The following is a 21,705-nucleotide window of genomic DNA, read 5'->3' on the forward strand; positions in this document are numbered from 1 at the left end:
ATGGGAGACGTTATTGATATATATGGTTTATCACCTTTGCAAAAAGGAATACTGTTTCATACTTTATACGATCAAGATGATGAACATTCATTTTCCTATATTGTACAAGTAGGTTTCTTGCTCGGGGGGCAATTGGATATTGCTACTTTTGAAAAGGCCTGGGAATATGTTATTCATCGACATGAGGTTTTACGTTCAGTATTTGTGTGGGAGGAAGTAGAAAAACCACTACAAGCGGTTTACCAACGTCTTCCTTTTACTATTCATCAAGAGGATTGGAGCGCCCATTCACACAAGGAAAGGGCGAAGAAATTACAACAGTTTTTAAATGCAGATCGTAGAAAAGGATTTTTATTAGATGAAGCACCATTGATGAGAGTCACTGCGATTAAAGAGGCAAATGAGGAAACGAGGATTATTTGGACACATCATCATATTTTGCTAGATGGATGGAGTGTGTCATTGGTCTTTAGTGAAGTGATGGAAGTTTATCTCAAGATGATAAGGGGAGAATTATTGAATCTTCCTAAATCTCTTCCTTATAAAAAATATATCCAGTGGATAAATAAACAAGATCAAAGTCAAGCAGAGGAATTTTGGAAAGAAGAATTAAAAGGGTTCTATGCACCTACGCCATTAGCAATGGAAAGAAAGAACCAAGGACAAGAGAAGGGCTATGGAGAGTGTGTTTATCAAGTATCTGAGGAACTTACTGAGAATTTACAAGAGTGGGTACGAAATAGTCGATTAACGTTGAATACGTTAGTACAAGGTGCATGGGCTTATTTGATGAGTAGGTATAGCGGTGAAAGTGACATCGTATTTGGCGTAACTAGCTCTGGACGTCCTACTGATTTAATGGGAGCAGAGAATATGGTGGGGTTATTTATTAACACCTTACCTACTAGAATTCGATTAACGGATAATACATCAGTAGTAGATTGGCTTCGTAAAATACAAATGAAAGAAATGGAACGAAGACAATATGAGTATAATTCGTTGATAGATATTCAAGGATGGAGTGAGGTTCCACGAAATAGTTCCTTGTTTCATACCTTGTATGTGTTTGAAAATTATCCAATTCAAGGTGAGAGAAATGAAGATTTAAGATTATTAGATATTAAAAGCGCGGAACAAACCAATTATCCTTTAACACTCATTGTAATGCCCGGTAAGAAAATTACTTTAAAGTTAATGTATGATCGAAGCTATTTTAATGAAGGAACAATAAATCGGATTCAGAATCACTTATTGCAAATACTAATTCAGATGACGAAGAACCTAGATTCAAAACTCTTTGAAATTATTCATTTAACAGCGGAAGAACAGATACTGTTACTAGAGGAATGGAATCATACTCAAGTAAATTATTCGGCTGAAGGCATGATTCATACGATATTTGAGGCGCAAGTAAAAAAAACACCGGAAGCAATCGCGGCTATTTACGAAAATGAACAAATTACCTATAAAGAGTTAGAGAAGCGTGCGAATCAACTAGCTCATTATTTACAAAAGCATGGTGTAGGCCCAGAGTCTCTAGTTGGGGTATATATGGAACGTTCATTACAAATGATGATAGCGTTATTAGGGATTCTAAAATCAGGAGCAGCGTATGTTCCACTTGACCCTACTTATCCAGAGAGTCGGCTTCGATATATATTAGAGGATGCTGGGATCGAAGTACTAGTGATGGAAGATGATTCTAAAAATTCGTTTATATCTGAAAATATTGAAACGATTTGTATGAATAAAGATTACACTGCAATTGAAAAAGAAAAATCAACCCCATGTATAAGTGGTGTAACAGGAGAAAGTTTAGCGTATGTTATGTATACTTCAGGATCTACAGGGAATCCAAAGGGAGTAATGATTGAGCACCATTCAGTAATCAATTATCTAGAATGGATGCAACATAAATATCCACTTTCTGAAAAGGATGTGGTCTTGCAGAAAACGCCATTCTCATTTGATGTCTCTGTTTGGGAGTTGTTTTGGGGTATTCACGTTGGTGCAAGTGTATCTTTCCTACCTCCAGGTGGAGAAAAAGATCCTTCTATTATAGCTGAAGTGATTAAAAAACATCAGGTTACTATAGTTCAATTTGTACCTTCGATGTTATCAGTTTTCTTAGATCACTTCAATCGTATCGAATTGAACATGAATTGTTCGTCCATACGCCATGTATTTTCTGGTGGGGAAGAACTAAGTTCAGGGTTAGTTAGACGATTTCAGCAAAAATGGAATTATAGTGGACAAGTGAAATTAACCAACTTTTATGGACCAACTGAAGCCACTATTTATGTGAATGCATTTGATATTCAGCCTAATCAAGAATTTGTTTCTATTGGGCGGCCAATACAGAACACGCAATTATATGTATTAGACCAAAATCAACGCCTGCAATCAATAGGAATTGAGGGTGAGTTATATATTGGTGGTGCTGGTTTAGCGCGTGGATACTTAAATCGTCCGAATCTTACTGCTGAAAAATTCGTTTCACATCCATTTCGATTGGGGGAACGACTATATCGAACAGGAGATTCAGTAAGATATTTAACTGATGGAAATATAGAATTTATAGGTCGAATGGACCATCAAGTCAAAATGCGTGGTTTTAGGATTGAATTAGGAGAAATTGAAGCGACTTTAGAAAAATGTTCGTTTATTAAAGAGGCTGTTGTATTAGTTAGAGAAGATCGTCCAGGTGATCAACGATTGGTTGCATATGTAATAAGCGATGGAAATACCGAGGAGTGGAGAGAGTATTTACAAAACCAATTACCAAATCATATGATTCCAGCACACTTTGTAGAGCTAGAACACTTCCCGCTTACTCCGAATGGGAAAATTGATCGAAAGGCCTTGCCAGCACCTGATGATCAAGCTATTGGAGATTTAAATGTTCTACCTCGGACGCCATCGGAAGAGCTTATTGCCTCGGTTTGGGGTCAAGTGTTAGGGGTGGGGAATATTGGTATTCAGGATTCCTTTTTTGAACGTGGTGGACACTCACTACTTGCTACTCAAATTGTCTCTCGATTGCAAGAATTGTTCCAAATCAAAATTCCCTTACGTGAACTTTTCAAGCACGATACAGTGGCAGCGTTGGCGAAACGAGTAGATCAGTTACGAAAAGAAGATAAAAAACGAGAGATTGCCCCTCTTGTACCTATGAAACGGGAAGAAGCTATTCCACTTTCCTATGCGCAGAAACGTCTATGGTTTATTGATCAATTAATGCCAAATAGTGCTATGTACAATATTCATGCAGCGTGTCGCTTAACAGGTAAATGGTCAATTGAAGCATTGGAGGCCGGATGGAATCAATTGTTGGAGCGTCATGAATCATTACGAACGATAATTCTAGAACAAGAGGGTGAACCTTTTCAACAGGTTCAATCTCATGTATTCGGGCATATCCCTCAAACGAATCTAACAGATCTCTCTTTGGAAGATAGGGAAAGAGAAATGAAACGGCTCATTCAAAACGAAGCTGAGGAACCATTTTATTTTGGACAAGGTCCTCTAATTCGAACACGCATATTGAAAGTGGACAGTGAAGAGTGGATTCTCATTTGTACGATGCATCATATTATTTCAGATGGATGGTCAATGGGAATCTTACTTGAAGAATGGATGGCTTTTTATGAAGGAGCATTAAGCGGCAAACCGGTGGAATTGAAGGAGTTATCTATCCAATATGCAGATTTTGTCATGTGGCAGAAGGAATGGCAAAAAGAAGAGAATTTGAATCAGCACCTTCAATATTGGAAGGAAGAATTGTCTGGGGAACTACCGGTTTTACAATTACCGATGGATCGTCCTCGACCTGCAGTTCAAACCCATCGTGGTGCAAGTCAGTCTTTAATAGTGGTGAATTCCCTACAGGAAAAGCTCAAAGATTTAAGTCTGCAAGAAGGATGCACTTTATTTATGACATTGATGGCAGCGTATCAAAGCTTCCTTTCTCGTTATACAGGACAGGACGACATCATAGTTGGAAGCCCGATTGCTAATCGAAATGTGAAAGAGATTGAGGGATTAATAGGTCTCTTTGCAAATACGTTAGTTTATCGAGCTGATTTCAGTGAAAACCCGACGTTCCAAGAACTTTTGTCGCAGGTAAGAAAAAAAGCACTAAAAGCATACGAGTATCAGGATATTCCATTTGAGAAAGTGGTAGAATCCGTAAAGCCGGAACGGAATACAAGTCATTCACCAATATTCCAAACCATGTTTACTTTACAGAATACGAAACAAGAGTTTCTTCAGCTATCTGAAAGACAAATGGAACTCATGGAAAGCCATGTTTCTGTTGCAAAATTTGATTTGAGTTTATTTGCTTCTGAGACGGAAGAAGGATTATCACTAACCTTTGAATATAATACTGATTTGTTTAATGATACAACCATTGAACGTATGGTAAGTCATTTTGAACATTGGCTAAATCAAATTGCCTCTTATCCAAAATGTTTATTATCAGAATTGAATATGTTATCGAAAATAGAATATAAGCAACTACTAGAGGAATGGAATGAATTAGCTGTTATTGATATAGAAGATAGCATGATTCATACAATGTTTGAAGAACAAGTGGAAAAAACACCAGAAGCAATTGCAGTAGTGTGCGAAGATGAAGAACTAACATATCGAGAGTTGGACGAACGCTCGAATCAGTTGGCACATTATTTACAAAAAAATGGTGTTACATGCGAATCATTAGTTGGGATTTGTGTTACACGTTCATCCGAGATGATTGTCGGTCTCTTAGGAATTATGAAGGCAGGAGGAGCATATGTCCCAATTGATCCAGCATATCCGGAAAGTCGACTGCAGTACATTTTAGAAGATGCTCAAATAAAGGTACTGGTGACACAGGAAAAGTTACAACAAAAAATGGTTATACCTACATTCGTCAACGTCATTTGTATTGATCGTAATCGATCAGAAATAGAACAAGAAGTTACTACGGTATGCACGAGTGAAGTGACGGGCGATAACTTAGCCTATATTATCTATACTTCAGGTTCCACTGGAAATCCAAAGGGAGTAATGATTGAGCACAGGAATACAGTAACAATGATTCATTGGGCGCATCACACGTATTCCCGAAAGGCATTAGCGGGAGTATTAGCTTCAACTTCACTATCTTTTGATTTATCCGTTTTTGAAGTATTTGTTCCCTTAACGATGGGGGGGAAGGTGATTGTCGCTGAAAATGCTCTACATCTAGACAAGTTGTCTACCAAAGGTGTGACTTTGGTTAATACTGTGCCATCGGCAGCAAAGGAACTGGTTCGAGCAAAGACAATTCCTTCTTCAGTAAAGGTAATGAATTTGGCTGGAGAACCGTTACCATATCCGCTTGTTCAAGATTTATACGAGAGAAGTACGATTGAGAAGGTATACAACTTATATGGACCGTCTGAAGATACTACGTATTCCACGTATATGGAATTAGAAAAGGGTGTCATGCATAGGGTACCACCAATTGGTAAACCAATCTTCAATACAGAAGTATATGTACTGAGTGCTGAACAAAAAATGGTTCCAATTGGTGTAGTTGGTGAGCTGTACATTGGTGGATCAGGGTTAGCACGTGGATATTTAAAACGCCCTGACTTAACGAAAAATCGATTTATACCGCATCCGTTTAAAGAAAACGAGCGAGTATACCGGACTGGAGATCTAGTAAGGTATTTGCCAGATGGAAATTTGGAGTATGTTGGACGAATTGATCATCAGGTGAAAATTCGTGGGTTCCGGATTGAACTAGGAGAAATTGAAGCGGTATTACAAAAGCATACATTAGTTAACGAAGCTATTGTGATGGTGCGGGAAGATTATCCTGGCGATCCACATTTGATTGCCTATGTTGTAGGAGACGGGGATGCTCAAAAGTGGCGTGATTATCTCAAGGACCAACTACCAAATTATATGATTCCATCCTATTTTGTTGGATTAAATGCATTTCCACTCACTCCTAATGGGAAAATTGATAGGAAGGTTTTACCAACACCAGAGAAACAGGAGATAGCAAGTGGTTATATTGCTCCTCGTACGTCTACGGAAAAAACAATTGTTTCGATATGGCATGAAGTTTTAGGTATGGAAAACATCGGAATTCAGGATTCGTTTTTTGAAATTGGTGGACATTCATTACTTGCTACGCAAGCCGTTTCTAATCTTAAAGAGGCTTTTGGAATCGAGATACCATTGCATGATTTATTTATGTTTCATACGGTGCAGCAATTGGCAGAACAGATTGATCAATTGCTCGATAACAAAAATCAAGAAATGCAGAATGATAGTAAGGAGAATGTAAGTCTTCAAGACTATATTCAAAAAGAAGCAGAAGTGAGTAATGATGAAGAATTACTGGAACTGCTTAAGCAATTAGAAGAGTTATCAGAGGAAGAAGCACAAGGGATATTCGAGAGTAATTTGATTGAGGAAGGGGTAAAAAAATGAGAAGTGATTTACTTGCAAAGCTGAGTTCACTTTCTCCTGAGAAGAGAGCATGGCTTCAGAAGCAAATGCAAAAAAAGGAGAATAAAGAAGCATTCCCGTTGTCTTATGCGCAACAACGTTTGTGGTTTATGGACAGATTTAATCCAAACAGTTCTTTATATAATATTCCAACGGTATGGCATCTAAAAGGAAATTGGATACCTGAAGCATTAGAAAAGGGATTCAATCGACTCATTGAACGCCATGAATCATTACGAACTGTTTTTAAAGAAGTAGGAGAACAACCTGTGCAACAAATTGTCGAATTCCTTCCTAGAGCATTACCTGTAAGAGATTACTCTCAACTTCCTCTAGAAGTAAAAGAAAAAGAGGTAGATAGTTTAATTGCGAGAGAAGCGCAAGAACCATTTGATTTAATGAATGGTCCTTTAATTCGTAATCAGCTTGTTCAATTAGAGAAGGATGAATGGTTATTACTGTGTACGATGCATCATATTATTTCTGATGCTTGGTCCATTGGTATATTCATGAATGAATTACTTGCTTTCTATGAAGAAGAAACGGGCGGAAATCCTGCTAAATTAAGCTCATTATCCATTCAATATGCAGACTTTGCGAAGTGGCAAAAGGAGTGGTTGCAAGGTGATGTGCTAAATCGTCAGCTTACGTATTGGCAGGAAGAATTGTCTGGTGAGCTTCCTATCTTACAACTGCCAGTGGATCGACCTCGACCGGTTAAGCAGACTTACTCTGGGGCTACGCATCACGTAATTTTCCCTTATAAATTGCTTAGTCAATTGAAGGATATAAGCCGACAAGAAGGATCTACTTTATTTATGACTTTAATGGCTGCATACCAGAGCTTTCTTGCTCGTTATACGGGACAAAAAGATATTCTAGTTGGTAGTCCGATTGCAAATCGGAACCACAAGGGAGTAGAAGGATTAATTGGTTTCTTTGTTAATACGTTGGTTTACCGATCAGATTTGAGTGGCACCCCTACTTTTCGGGAGATTTTGAGCCAAACAAAGAAAAAGGCGTTAAAAGCTTACGAATATCAAGATATACCATTTGAAAAAGTGGTAGAAGCTGTGCAACCTGAACGAAGCATGAGTCATTCGCCTATCTTTCAGACCATGTTTACGCTACAGAATATAAAACAAGAACGACTAGATTTGTCTGGTAAAAGTATTGAAATGGTAGAAAGTAATATGTCTATTGCTAAATTTGATTTGAGCTTAACTGCCTATGAAGTGGAAGAAGGTCTATTTGTCTCATTTGAATACAATACGGATTTATTTGATAGTAGTACCATTGCACGTATGGCAGGCCATTTTGAGAACTGGCTAAATGAAATCACGTATCATCCAGATGAATCATATACAAAGCTGTCAATGTTATCGGACACTGAGCAAAAACAACTCCTAGAAGAATGGAATGATACGGACGTAGTTTATGGTCATGATTGTATGATTCATGAGCTATTTGAGCAGCAAGTTTCACGGACACCTGATGCAGTGGCGGTAGTTTATGAGGGTGGAAAGCTAACGTATCAAGAACTCGATGAAAAATCGAACCAATTGGCACATTTTCTACAAAAACGAGGTATCGGACCTGAATCATTAGTCGGTATATGTATTGAACGTTCTCCTGATATGATTATTGGTCTCTTTGGGATTTTGAAAGCAGGTGGGGCTTATGTCCCACTGGACCCAAGTTACCCCGAAAACCGCCTGAGATACATTTTGGAGAATTCACAAATTCAAGTGCTGTTAACAAAAGAGGCACTACAGGACTGGTTACCTAAAGGTATTCAAGCAATTTGTTTAGACCGGGATCGAGTAATGATTTCTAAAGAGAGTAATTTAGCTCCAGTGAGTGGAGTGACAGCAAATAACTTAGCTTATATCATATACACTTCGGGTTCGACGGGAAATCCAAAGGGAGTAATGATTGAACATCATTCCGTTATAAACCGCTTACAGTGGATGCAGAAAAAATATCCATTATCCGAGGAGGATACAATCCTACAAAAGACACCGTTTTCGTTTGATGTTTCTGTCTGGGAATTGTTTTGGTGGTCATTTGTAGGGGCGCAGGTTTGTTTGCTTCCACCAGGAGGAGAGAAAGATCCTGCGGTGATTGAGGAATACATTGAACGATATCGTGTGTCCACCATGCACTTTGTTCCGTCGATGTTATCTACTTTCTTAGATTATATGAAACTATATAATTCGAAAAGGGATCTATCGTCTTTAATTCAAGTTTTTACTAGTGGAGAAGCGTTAAACACTGAGCAGGTTCGACGATTTAAGGGGATCTTTTACAATGTTCAACAAACAAAGTTAATTAACTTGTATGGTCCTACTGAAGCGACTGTGGATGTGACTTATTATGATTGTGATTTAGAAAAAGAACCAATGCTTATTCCGATTGGTCGTCCGATTGATAATACAGAGTTGTATGTGTTAGATCAATATCAACAAGTGGTCCCGATTGGTGTGGCAGGGGAACTTTACCTTGGGGGAGTAGGATTGGCACGTGGCTACTTCAATCGACCAGATTTAACTACTGAACGTTTTATTTCGCACCCCTTTAAGAATGGGGAACGATTATATCGAACGGGTGACCTGGTGAGATATATGAATGATCGTAACTTAGAATATATTGGAAGAATAGATAATCAAGTCAAAATTAGAGGATTCCGAATTGAATTGGGGGAAATTGAAGCAGCTTTACATGATCACCCATCTGTAAAAGAGGCTGTTGTGTTGGTGAGGGAAGATCGACCAGGAGATAAGCAGTTAGTAGCGTATGTAGTGGGTGAAGGAGATACTGGAGAGTGGCGTAAATATCTCAAGAAGCAATTGCCACATTATATGGTTCCAGCATACTTCTTCAAAATTGAAGGGATGCCACTCACTCCAAATGGTAAAGTGAATCGGAAAGCCTTATTGGAATTGGAAGAACAGTTCATAAGTGAAGATATTACTTCATCACGAACACCAGTGGAGGAGCTCATCGTTTCCGTATGGAGCCAAGTGTTAGGAATAAAAAATATTAGTGTACAGGATTCCTTTTTTGAAATCGGTGGTCACTCACTATTAGCTACTCAAGTAGTTTCACGTTTACAGGAAATCTTTCAAATCGAATTACCAGTACGTGAACTATTTGAATGTACGACGGTGGAGTCACTGGCAAAGCGAGTAGATCAGTTACGTAAAGGAGATAGAAAACGAGAGATTCCGCCACTAATACCGATGGAACGAGGAGAAACTATTCCACTATCTTATGCTCAACAACGCTTATGGTTTATTGATCAATTTACACCTAATAGTGCCCTTTACAATATGCCAATGGTATGTCGCCTTACAGGGAATTGGCTACTTGAAGCATTGGAAATGGGATGGAATCAACTAATAGAACGTCATGAATCACTGCGGACGGTCTTTCACGAAGTGAACGGTCAACCCGTACAGCAAATTAAACCGTATGCTTTTCAATCAATTCCGAAAACGGATTTAACTATGCTTTCTTCTGAAGACCGAGAAGAAGAGGTTAAACGTTTCATTCAACAAGAAACAGAAGTGCCATTTGATTTAACAGAGGGGCCGTTAATCAGGACAAGTATTTTGCACGTGGGAGAGGAAGAATGGATACTCCTTTGTACTTTACATCATATCATTTCAGATGGATGGTCAATGGGAATCCTACTTGAAGAATGGATGGCATTTTATGAGGAAGCAACGGATGGAAAGGTAGCGGAACTTGAACCATTACCGGTTCAATACGCCGACTTCGCTCAGTGGCAAAAAGGATGGCTAAAGGAGGAAGTGCTTGATCAACAACTCCAATATTGGAGGGAAGAATTGTCTGGGGAGCTTCCTGTACTCCAACTTCCTATGGATCGCCCGCGTCCTGCAATACAAACTCATCACGGGTCGACATACACTCTGGTTCTGCCAAGCACGCTACATGATAAATTGAATGAACTTAGCCGAAAAGAAGGGGCTACACTCTTCATGACGCTGTTGGCTGCATATCAAAGTTTTCTATCTCGTTATACGGGACAAGAAGATATTTTGGTCGGAAGCCCAATTGCGAATCGGAATTATAGAGAAATTGAAGGACTAATTGGTTTCTTTGTTAACACGCTAGTTTATCGAGCTAATTTGAGTGGTGGACCGACATTTCAAGATGTACTGTATCAGGTTCGTCAAAAGGCATTGAAGGCGTATGAATATCAAGATATCCCATTTGAAAAAATTGTAGAAGTTGTGCAACCGGAGCGAAGTACAAGTCATTCGCCAATCTTCCAGACTATGTTCATCTTGCAAAATATGAAACAAGAGTTTCCGGTGTTATCTAGTAGAAGTATTGAAATGATAGAAAGCCATAGTCCAATTGCAAAGTTTGATTTAAGTGTGATGGCAGTTGAGACAGAAGAGGGATTACTTTTTACTTTTGAGTATAATAAGGATTTATTCAATGCTACTACTATTGAACGGATGGCAGGACACTTTGAGAAATGGCTACATGAAGTTTCTCATCGCCCACAAAATCCGTTGCATGGCCTGAGCATGCTATCGGAACACGAACGTACATTGTTATTAGAAACATGGAATGACACTGTAATGGAAATGTCTCATCAGGGTCTTATTTGCGACAGATTTGAGGAGCAAGTAGCGAGGCGTCCTGATGCGATTGCGGTAGTCGATCAAACAAAACAGTGGACTTATGGTGAGCTGGATACACAAGCAAATCAGTTGGCAAATGTTTTACAGCGAAAGGGAGTAGCCCCAGAGTCAGTGGTGGGAGTTTATCTTCCGAGGTCAGCTGAGCTAATGGCAAGTTTACTAGGCATTTTAAAAGCTGGTGGAGCTTATGTTGTTTTAGATCCGTTGTATCCAAAATCAAGGTTAGAATACATGATTGAAGATGCAGGAATTCAATTTGTAGTGACGGCGGATGGACAAGAAGGACATTTTGCACACGTCGAAATGGTGAGGTTAGAAGAATTAACGGTGGAAAGCGTAATCGCACCTACACGTCAAATAAATCCAGAGAACTTAGCCTATATTGTCTATACCTCTGGTTCTACAGGAAAACCGAAGGGTGTCATGGTTGAACATCGCTCATTAATAAATATGGTTTCTTGGCATCAAGAAGTTTATCGTATTTCAGCAGAGGATCGTGCGACTCAGATTGCAGGTGTTGCTTTTGATTCGGCTGTTCAGGAGATTTGGCCGTATCTAACTGCTGGTGCAGCACTCTACTTGTCAACAGAGGAACTGAGAATTAATCCAGAAGCACTAAGGGACTGGCTCATTGATTCACGAATAACAGCTAGCTTTGCACCTACGCCTATTCTGGAAAGACTCTTGAAATTATCTTGGCCAGATAAAACGGATCTTCGTTTTATCATTACTGGTGGGGATCAATTAACGCAGTATCCATCTAACGATATTCCTTTTGCGGTAATTAATCAGTATGGTCCATCGGAAAATACAGTCGTTACCACAGATTGTTATGTACCTGTAGGAGTGACAACAGGTACGCCATCGATTGGTCGACCGATTGCGAATACAGAAGTTTATGTATTAGATTCTCATCTTCAGCTAGTACCAATTGGTGTAATTGGAGATCTCTATATTGGAGGGAAGAGTCTTGCACGTGGATATGCTAATCGTCCGGATCTTACAAAGGAAAAATTTATTCCACATCCTTTCAAGTCAGGAGAACGTCTCTATTACACAGGAGACAAAGCAAGTTATCTTTCTGATGGTAATCTCCAGTTCCATGGACGTATAGATGACCAAGTGAAAATTCGTGGTTTCCGAATTGAATTGGGAGAAATAGAAGCTGTTTTGCAGGCGCATTCTTCTGTGAAAGAAGCAGTTGTATTGGTACGAGAGGATTATCAAGGTGATAAGAGATTAGTAGCTTATGTAGTTGGTGAAGGTAGTGTCCGTGAATGGCGAGAATATCTACAAACACATTTACCTAATTACATGGTTCCAACTAACTTTATTGAAATGGAATTTTTACCACTTACACCGAATGGGAAACTTGATTTGAAGGCATTGCCTATACTTAGTGAACAATCTGCCAAAAATACTGTCTATCCACGAACTCCGCTGGAAGAACTTATCGCTTCAGTGTGGAGTCAGGTGCTAGGAATAGGAGACATTGGTGTTCAGGATTCTTTCTTTGAGCTTGGTGGTCACTCTCTACTTGCTACACAAGTGGTCTCACGCTTACAGGAAGTCTTTCAAATCAAATTGCCAGTACGTGAACTGTTCGAATATTCAACGGTCGAGGCATTATCGAAACGAATCGATCAGTTACGTAAGGGGAGCGAAAAACGAGAAATTCCACCACTGGTGCCGATGGAACGAGGAAATAATATTCCACTATCTTATGCCCAACAGCGCTTATGGTTTATTGATCAATTTGCGCCTAATAGTGCACTTTATAATATGCCAATGGCATGCCGCCTTACAGGGAGTTGGTTACCTGAGGCATTGGAGTTGGGATGGAATCAGTTGATAGAGCGTCATGAATCTTTGCGGACTGTATTTTATGAAGAGGATGGCCATCCTGTGCAGCAGATTCAACCGTATATTTTCCGTCCGCTTCTGCAAATGGACTTAACTAAGCTTTCATTAGAGGAGCGAGAAAGAAGGTTGGAGCAATGGATTCAAACTGAAGTAGAATCTCCATTTGATTTAGAACAAGGGCCGTTATTCCGTGGGAAACTCATAAGAATTTCAGAAGAAGAATGGGTTCTTCTGTGTAATATGCATCATATTATCTCGGATGGATGGTCGATGGAAATCTTGCTTCAAGAATGGATGGTATTTTATGAGAATGCGATTGGTGAGAAACAAGCAGAGCTGGAACCACTACCAGTTCAATATGCTGATTTTGCTCAGTGGCAAAGAGAAGGGTTGAAAGATGAAGTACTAAATCAACAGCTTGCATATTGGAAGGAAGAATTATCTGGTGAGTTACCAGTCTTAATGTTGCCAATGGATCGTCCGCGTCCGCCAGTGCAAACCCACCATGGATTAACTCATAGTGTTTTGTTGTCACGCTCATTACTGGATAAATTAAACGAACTAAGTCGTCAAGAAGGGGCCACACTTTTCATGACCTTATTGGCATCGTATCAAAGTTTCCTTGCTCGTTATACGGGACAAACGGATATTATTGTTGGCAGCCCAATTGCAAATCGAAATTATCGAGAAATTGAGGGGCTGATTGGTTTCTTTGTCAACACCTTGGTTTATCGAGCTGATTTAAGTAATGCACCGGCATTTCAAGAGTTGTTGTCCCAAGTGCGAATAAAAGCATTGAAGGCGTATGAGTATCAAGATGTTCCGTTTGAGAAAATTGTAGAGGTTATCCAACCTGAACGAAATACAAGCTATTCTCCAATTTTCCAAACTATGTTTACTTTGCAAAATATGGGACAAGAGCTACCAGAACTACATGGAAGAAATATAGAAGTAATGGAAAGTAACGCTCCAATCGCTAAGTTTGATTTAAGTTTAACTGCTGCAGAAGTGGGAGAGGGTTTATTACTTACTTTTGTTTATAGGACTGATTTATTTGACAGTTTAACTATTGAATCTATGGCCGAACATTTTGGAAACTGGTTGAATGTAATCGTGAAAAATCCGGATAAATCATTAGCTAAATTGCCTATATTATCAGGATTACAGCAAAAACAGTTGGAAGAGTGGAATAATGATGCTGTAGCATATCTACAGGAAAGTACGATTCATCAGCTGTTTGAAGAGCAAGTAAATCGTACACCTGATGCGGTAGCAGTGGTAGATGAAAAACAGCAGTTAACGTATCGAGAGCTGAATGAAAAAGCTAATCAATTGGCCCACTATCTTCAGCAATGCGGAATTGGGAATGAATCATTGGTTGGACTTTGCTTTGAGCGTTCAGTTGAGATGATTGTTAGTATTATGGGAGCTTGGAAGGCTGGAGCAGCCTATGTTCCATTAGACCCATCATATCCAGAAAGTCGCCTACGATATATTTTGGAGGACACTGGAATTCAAGTATTAGTTACGAACGAGTCATCGGAAGACTGGATACCTAAAGAAATCAAGATAGTTTGTCTAGATCGGGATCAAGCAATGATTTCACAAGAAAGCATTCTTTCACCAAAATGTGAAGTAACAGGAGAAAACTTAGCGTATGTTATCTATACTTCAGGATCAACGGGGAATCCAAAGGGTGTCTTGATACAGCATCATTCTGTACTAAACTTGTCGCATGGTTTACAAAAAGAGGTTTTCGAACATGAGATACCATCTAACATGCATGTCGGTTTAAATGCGTCAATTGCCTTTGATGCATCTATTCAGCAATTACAAATGCTGCTTTATGGTTCAAGTTTGTATATTATTCCGAATGAAGTACGAAGTGATCCGGAGCAGTTTGTAGCTTATATTAGGGAGAACAAGTTAGAAATCTTTGATATAACACCTTCATTGCTTCAATTACTTATAGATGTCGGATTGTTAGAAACGTGCGATGGCGTTCATGTTCCAAGTAAGGTACTGGTTGGTGGTGAAGCGATTATGCCGTCATTATGGGAACAGCTAGTAGAGACTGATAAAATACAGTTTTATAATGTATATGGTCCTACAGAATGTACGGTTGATGCAACATGCTATCATATCAAAAAAGATAGCAAGAGAGTAACAATTGGGCGTCCATTGCCTAACGTCCAAACTTATGTATTAGATAGAAATAGGTTGCCAGTTCCAGTTGGTGTGATGGGGGAACTTTATATCGGAGGAGCAGGTCTAGCAAGGGGATACTTGAATCGTCCAGAATTAACGTCCGAGCGATTTATTTCAAATCCATTCAAAGAAGGCGAGAGGTTATATAGAACAGGAGACCTCGTGAGATATCTTCCTGACGGTAATATAGACTATTTAGGAAGAATAGATAACCAAGTGAAGATTAGAGGATTTCGAATTGAACTTGGAGAGATTGAGTCCACCTTACAGGAGCATTACTTGGTAAAAGAGGCAGTTGTAATAGTTAGGGAAAATCAGTCGGGAGATAAGAGGCTGGTAGCTTATGTAGTGGGCGAAGGCAGTTTAGAAGAATGGCGAGAGTATCTTAAAACAAAACTGCCAATCCATATGATACCTTCCTACTTTGTCGAAATGAAAGAATTACCGCTAACCATAAATGGAAAGATTGATCGGAAATCGTTACCTATATCAGATTATCAAGGAACACAAGAAGGATACGTGGCCCCAAGAAATGAACATGAACGTAAGCTTTCTATCATTTGGGAACGTGTGCTGGGTTCAAAACGTATTGGTATGAATGATAACTTCTTTGAAATTGGTGGAGATTCAATTCTTAGCATTCAGATTGTCTCTCGTGCGAAGCAAGTTGGTTTACAATTGACACCAAAACAAATATTTGAACACCAAACGATTGCTGAGTTGGCGCAAGTAGTCAAAGAAGAACAAGGTGTACAAGCTGAACAGGGAATTATAACTGGAGAGACGATACTTACACCTATTCAGCAAAGGTTTTTTGCACAAAATCATCCTAACCCACATCATTGGAATCAATCCATGTTCTTTAGAACGAAAGAGAAATTGGACATAGGATCACTTGAAAAGGCAGCGGGTAACCTTCTACTTCATCATGATGCCCTGCGTTTAAGATATGAACGTTTACCTAATGGGGTTTGGAAACAGTGGAATGAAGGAATAGAAGAGCAATTGATGCTTACTGTCATTTCATTAGACGAAGTGCCGGAAGCTGATTGGCATCAGGTTATTCAAAAAGAGATTAATATTGCACAAGAAAGTTTGAATTTACATGATGGTCCGTTAATGAGAATGGTGTATTTTGATGAAGGTGAGCACGCTGGCCGATTATTTTGGACAATTCATCATTTAGCCGTTGATGGTGTTTCTTGGCGAATTTTATTGGAAGATTTGCAAACAGCGTATACACAAGCAGTCCAAGGGCAGAAAATTCAATTACCTATGAAAAGTACATCCTTTAAAGAGTGGTCGGAGAGATTACATCATTACGCTGAATCTGGAATATCACAAGAAGTGCTGCATTACTGGGAGGAGCAGGCGGAACAAGACGTAGTTATACTGCCGGTAGATGGTACTATAAGTAATCCAGTAAGCGCAGTAACTGAGGAAATTACTGTGGTGTTAAATGAGAATGAAACCCGTATGTTATTGCAAGAGACTTTAAGCACTCACCGTGTCCAAATCAATGAAGTATTATTAGCAGCATTGGTACAAGCTACGGCAGCATGTACGGGGCAGCCGATATTGAGCGTAGATTTAGAGGGACATGGTCGAGAAGAGATTATTGAAGATGTTGATTTATCGAGAACCGTGGGATGGTTTACAAGCATTTACCCAGTTCATTTAAATATTACTAGTGCTCATACGCCAATTGCAGCATTAAAAGCAGTTAAAGAACAAATTCGCAAAATTCCTAATAAGGGTGTTGATTATGGGGTGTTGCGTTACATGAACGCAACAATGTGTGAGCAATTAAGCTCGCAATATACACCGTCTATTAGTTTTAACTATCTTGGACAATTTGATCAAATGTTTTCTAGCGATGCAATGTTTATTCCAGAGAACAAATTTAAGCGTTTAGATCATGCTGCCGGTTCCAAGCGCTCGCATGTAATTGATGTAATTGGGGTTGTAACGGATGGAAAACTTCAGTTCACTTGGGTATACAATGTTGGGCAATTTGCCAAATCAACGATTCAAAGTATTGCACAGAATATGCTTTATCAACTGAGTACATTGATTCAATCTTCAGATAGAGAATCTGCATTGACCATTTCGGATTTTGCAATGACTAATCTTAGCCAAGAAGGTTTGATAAATGTACTAAACAAAATGCATCGCGGAAAGAACAATCAGATTACTGATTTATATCCACTATCACCTTTGCAAGAAGGTATGATTTTCCACACATTGCATGACCAAGGGGATGAACATGTTGCACCGTATATAGTGCAATTGAGTTTTATGATTCGAGGAAAAATGAATATTCCTACTTTTGAGCAGGCGTGGAAATCTGTAATTCAGCGACATGAAATTTTTCGTACAGCATTTGTATGGGACGAAATTGAAGAACCTGTACAAGTGGTGTATGAAAATATCCCATTTAAAGTGAACAAAGAAGACTGGCGTACAATGACAAGTGAAGAGATAGAGGGAAAAAGAAAAGTCTTTTTGGCATTAGATCGAAAACAAGCCTTCCAATTTGATGAAGCGCCATTGATGCGGGTAACAGTCATTCAAGAAGGTGAGGAAGAATATCGGATTGTTTGGACCCATCACCATATTTTACTGGATGGATGGAGTTTACCATTAGTATTTAATGAATTACTTACAGTTTATCAGAAGAGAATGAATGGAGAAGCTGTGAAGTTACCTAAGTCTTCACCATATAAGAAATATATCCAATGGTTAAGAGAGCAAGATAAGGAGCAGGCGGAACAATTCTGGAGGGAGAAGCTAAAAGGTTTTACTGCACCAACTTTGCTGGGCTTAGAAAGTAAAGAGGAAGAAAAAGGTTACACAGAGAAGGTTACGTATTTATCAGAAGAGCAGACTCAAGCGTTACAAGGTTGGGCGAAACGCAATAAACTTACTTTGAGCACAGTAATTCAAGGTGCATGGGCATATCTCATGAGCCGATATAGTGGAGAAAATGACATTGTCTTTGGTGTAACAAGCTCAGGGCGTTCTACGGAGATTATTGATGTTGAAAACATCGTAGGTCCTTTTATTACAACGTCACCGACGCGAATTCAATTGATGGATGATATAAAAGTAATGGATTGGTTGCAGAAGATACAAGAGGAAGAGATAGAAAGAAGACAATATGAGTATGCTTCTTTGACAGAAATTCAGGGGTGGAGTGAAGTTCCTAGAGGAACACCTCTGTTCAATAGTTTATATGTGTTTGAAAATTATCCAGTGAAAGAAGAGGCTTCAGAAAATCTGGAAATTGGTGAATTGGAAGGAGTAGAACAAACCCACTACCCATTAGGGTTGGCTGTAGTTCCAGGAATCCAGTTATCGTTAAAGTTAATGTATGACCGTAGTAAGTTTAATAGAGTAACCATTGAACGAATGCTGGGTCATTTACAACAAGTGTTAATGCAAATGCTCAAAAACATTGATCAAAATCTATCGGAGCTAGTATATATTACGGAAGCTGAACAAAGAAAGCTATTGGAAGAATGGAATAATAATGCTATATCCTATCCACGTGAGAATGTAATTCATCAACTATTCGAAGAGCAAGTAAATCGTACACCTGACGCGTTGGCAGTGGTAGATGAAAAACAGCAACTAACGTATCGAGAGCTGAATGAAAGAGCTAATCAATTAGCCCATCATTTACAGAAATGTGGAATTAGGACAGAGTCATTAGTTGGCCTCTGCTTTGATCGATCAGTTGAGATGGTTGTTGGTCTCATGGGAATTTGGAAGGCTGGAGCAGCCTATGTTCCGTTGGATCCATCGAATCCGGAAAGCCGCCTGCAATATATTTTAGAAGACACAGGAATTAAAGTGTTAGTTACGAATGAGGTATTACTAGGATGGATACCTAAAGAAATCAAGACAGTTTGCCTAGATAGGGACCAAGCAATGCTTTCTCAAGAAAGCAAACTTTCACCAATATGTGAGGTAACAGGGGAAAACTTAGCGTATGTTATCTATACTTCTGGTTCGACAGGGAATCCAAAGGGGGCTTTAGTACAGCACCATTCTGTAATAAACCTATCATATGGTTTACAAAAAGAAGTTTTCTCACATGAGATACCTAGTAATATGCGCGTCGGTTTGAATGCGTCAATTGCCTTTGATGTATCTATTCAGCAATTACAAATGTTGCTTTATGGTTCAAGTTTATATATTATCCCAAGTGAAGTTCGCACTAATCCGGAACAATTTGTGTCCTATATTAGGGAGAATAAATTGGAAATGTTTGATATGACACCTTCATTACTTCAATTACTTATAGATGGAGGATTGCTAGAAATAAGTGCTGATGTTCATGTACCAAGTAAGATATTAGTCGGTGGTGAAGCAATCATGCCGTCATTATGGGAACAGCTAGTAGAGACCGGAAAAATTGATTTTTATAACGTATACGGTCCTACAGAATGTACAGTTGATGCAACGTGTTATCATATTCAAACAGATAGTAAGAGAGTTACAATTGGACGTCCGTTGCCGAACGTTCAAACTTATGTATTGGATAAAAATTTGTTACCTGTTCCAGTTGGTGTAACAGGTGAGCTATATATTGGTGGTGCAGGTATAGCGAGAGGATACTTGAATCGCCCAGAATTAACAGCAGAGCGATTCATCCGTCATCCATTTAATGAAGAAGAGCGTTTATATCGTACGGGAGATTTGGTTCGTTATTTACCTGATGGTAATTTAGATTACTTGAGAAGAATTGATAATCAAGTGAAAATTAGGGGCTTTCGTATTGAACTTGAAGAGATTGAAGCGAATCTAAAGAGGCATCCATTGGTAAAAGAAGCAGTAGTTTTGGTAACAGAGGATAAATTAGGAGAGCAGAGATTGGTTGCTTATGTAGTTGGAGATGGTAGTATGCATGATTGGCGTGAATATCTCAAGACACAAGTACCGAATTATATGGTTCCCGCACACTTTATTAAGGTAGACGAGATTCCTCTTACAACGAATGGCAAAGTTGATCGAAAGGCATTGAACAATTTAACTATTCAAAGAGAAAATAACTTCTCTACACCAATCATTCCAAGGGATGAAATTGAATATCAGTTGATTAAAATCTGGCAGGATGTCTTACAGATAGAAGATGTCTATGTAAATGATGATTTCTTTAATAGAGGAGGACACTCTCTCCTTGTAATTAAATTAGTTTCAAAAATTAGGGAGAAGTTTGGAAAAGAAATTAAGGTGTCTACATTGATTAAGAATCCAACAGTGGAAGGAATCGCATGCCTTATTCGTGATAAGCATGATATGACGAAATCAGTAGCAGCGCTAGTTCCACTACAAGAATCAGAAAAAAGACCTTTCTTCTGCGTTCATCCGTTTATGGGGAATGTATTCTGTTACATTCAACTAGCAAGATTACTTAAGAACCATTGTTCATTTTACGGTTTACAGAATCCTCTTATAGAAAAGGGAGAAATTGACGAGTTGACCTTGCCGGAACTAATTCAACTTTACATTGAAGAAATAAAACATGTTCAGCCAGAAGGCCCATATCGTCTTGGAGGATGGTCTTTAGGCGGTGCAATTGCTTATGAAATCGCAACTGTACTAAAGAATCAAGGTGAGGAAGTTGAGTTGTTGGTACTCATGGATACAAAAGTACCTTCAAAGCAGGACTATAAAACGAGTGAGGATATGCTCTCATATATATATGAGCATTTCATTCCTAGAGATCTTACTGAGCAGGAAGGAGACCTTGTCCATAAACAAGATATGCTTGTGGAGCAATTAATTATGGAAGGAGTACTCCCGCCTGATGCAGATCTTATCAATTTGAAGCAAGTTATCAATGCACATAGGAAATGCCTGAACATAATGGCAGAGCATGATTTAATACCATACTCTGGAGAACTTCTCTACTTTAGTGCTGAGGAAGGAAAAGAGTTGTTTACAGATTGGGGACCTTTATTAAAAGGAAGAGTAAATAGATATTCAGTCCCTGGATTACATGAAGAAATAGTGGGTTCCCCTGCAGTTGAAAAAATAGCTATGTATCTATTAAAGGAATTTGAAGGAATAAAAGAGAGATCCATTTTATTAACGGAAAATTAGAGAGTACAAAAGATGCAAGGCTATGAACGAAAAGGGCAGCCCAATACCTGCATATCAAGTGTAGGGAATAATGAATATATTAAGAGCATTACTTTTTAAGGGGATAATGTAAAAAGAAATTGGTAGAGACATAGAAATCTTAATGAGTTACCCATAGTAAGATGTAAATGCTCTGAAATCTTTGTAATAGAAGCGAATACCTGATGATATTACTGAGGAAAGGTGCATATTTTCATTGATATGTAAATATGCACCTTTCCTATTGTATATGCAATTTAATAAAGTGAATTTGAATTTCTGTAACGTTCATATATGAAGTAATTCTTAAAAAAAGGAAGTGATTTATCATACAAAT

The 21,705-nt window shown here is 38.8% G+C and carries 2 protein-coding genes; both read left to right on the forward strand.

Translation table 11 applies throughout. The annotated features are described in order from the left end of the window. Positions 1 to 6,471: a non-ribosomal peptide synthetase gene (locus tag ACU8YW_RS12070; RefSeq protein ID WP_088063390.1), complete on the forward strand. Its 6,471-nt coding sequence runs from the start codon at positions 1 to 3 to the stop codon at positions 6,469 to 6,471. Then, positions 6,468 to 21,350, forward strand: coding sequence for a non-ribosomal peptide synthetase (locus ACU8YW_RS12075; protein WP_426934577.1), 14,883 nt, complete (start codon positions 6,468 to 6,470; stop codon positions 21,348 to 21,350). The genes ACU8YW_RS12070 and ACU8YW_RS12075 overlap by 4 nt, the downstream gene beginning before the upstream one ends. Positions 21,351 to 21,705 lie beyond the last annotated feature (355 nt).

It is taken from the genome of Bacillus pretiosus, from assembly GCF_052947655.1.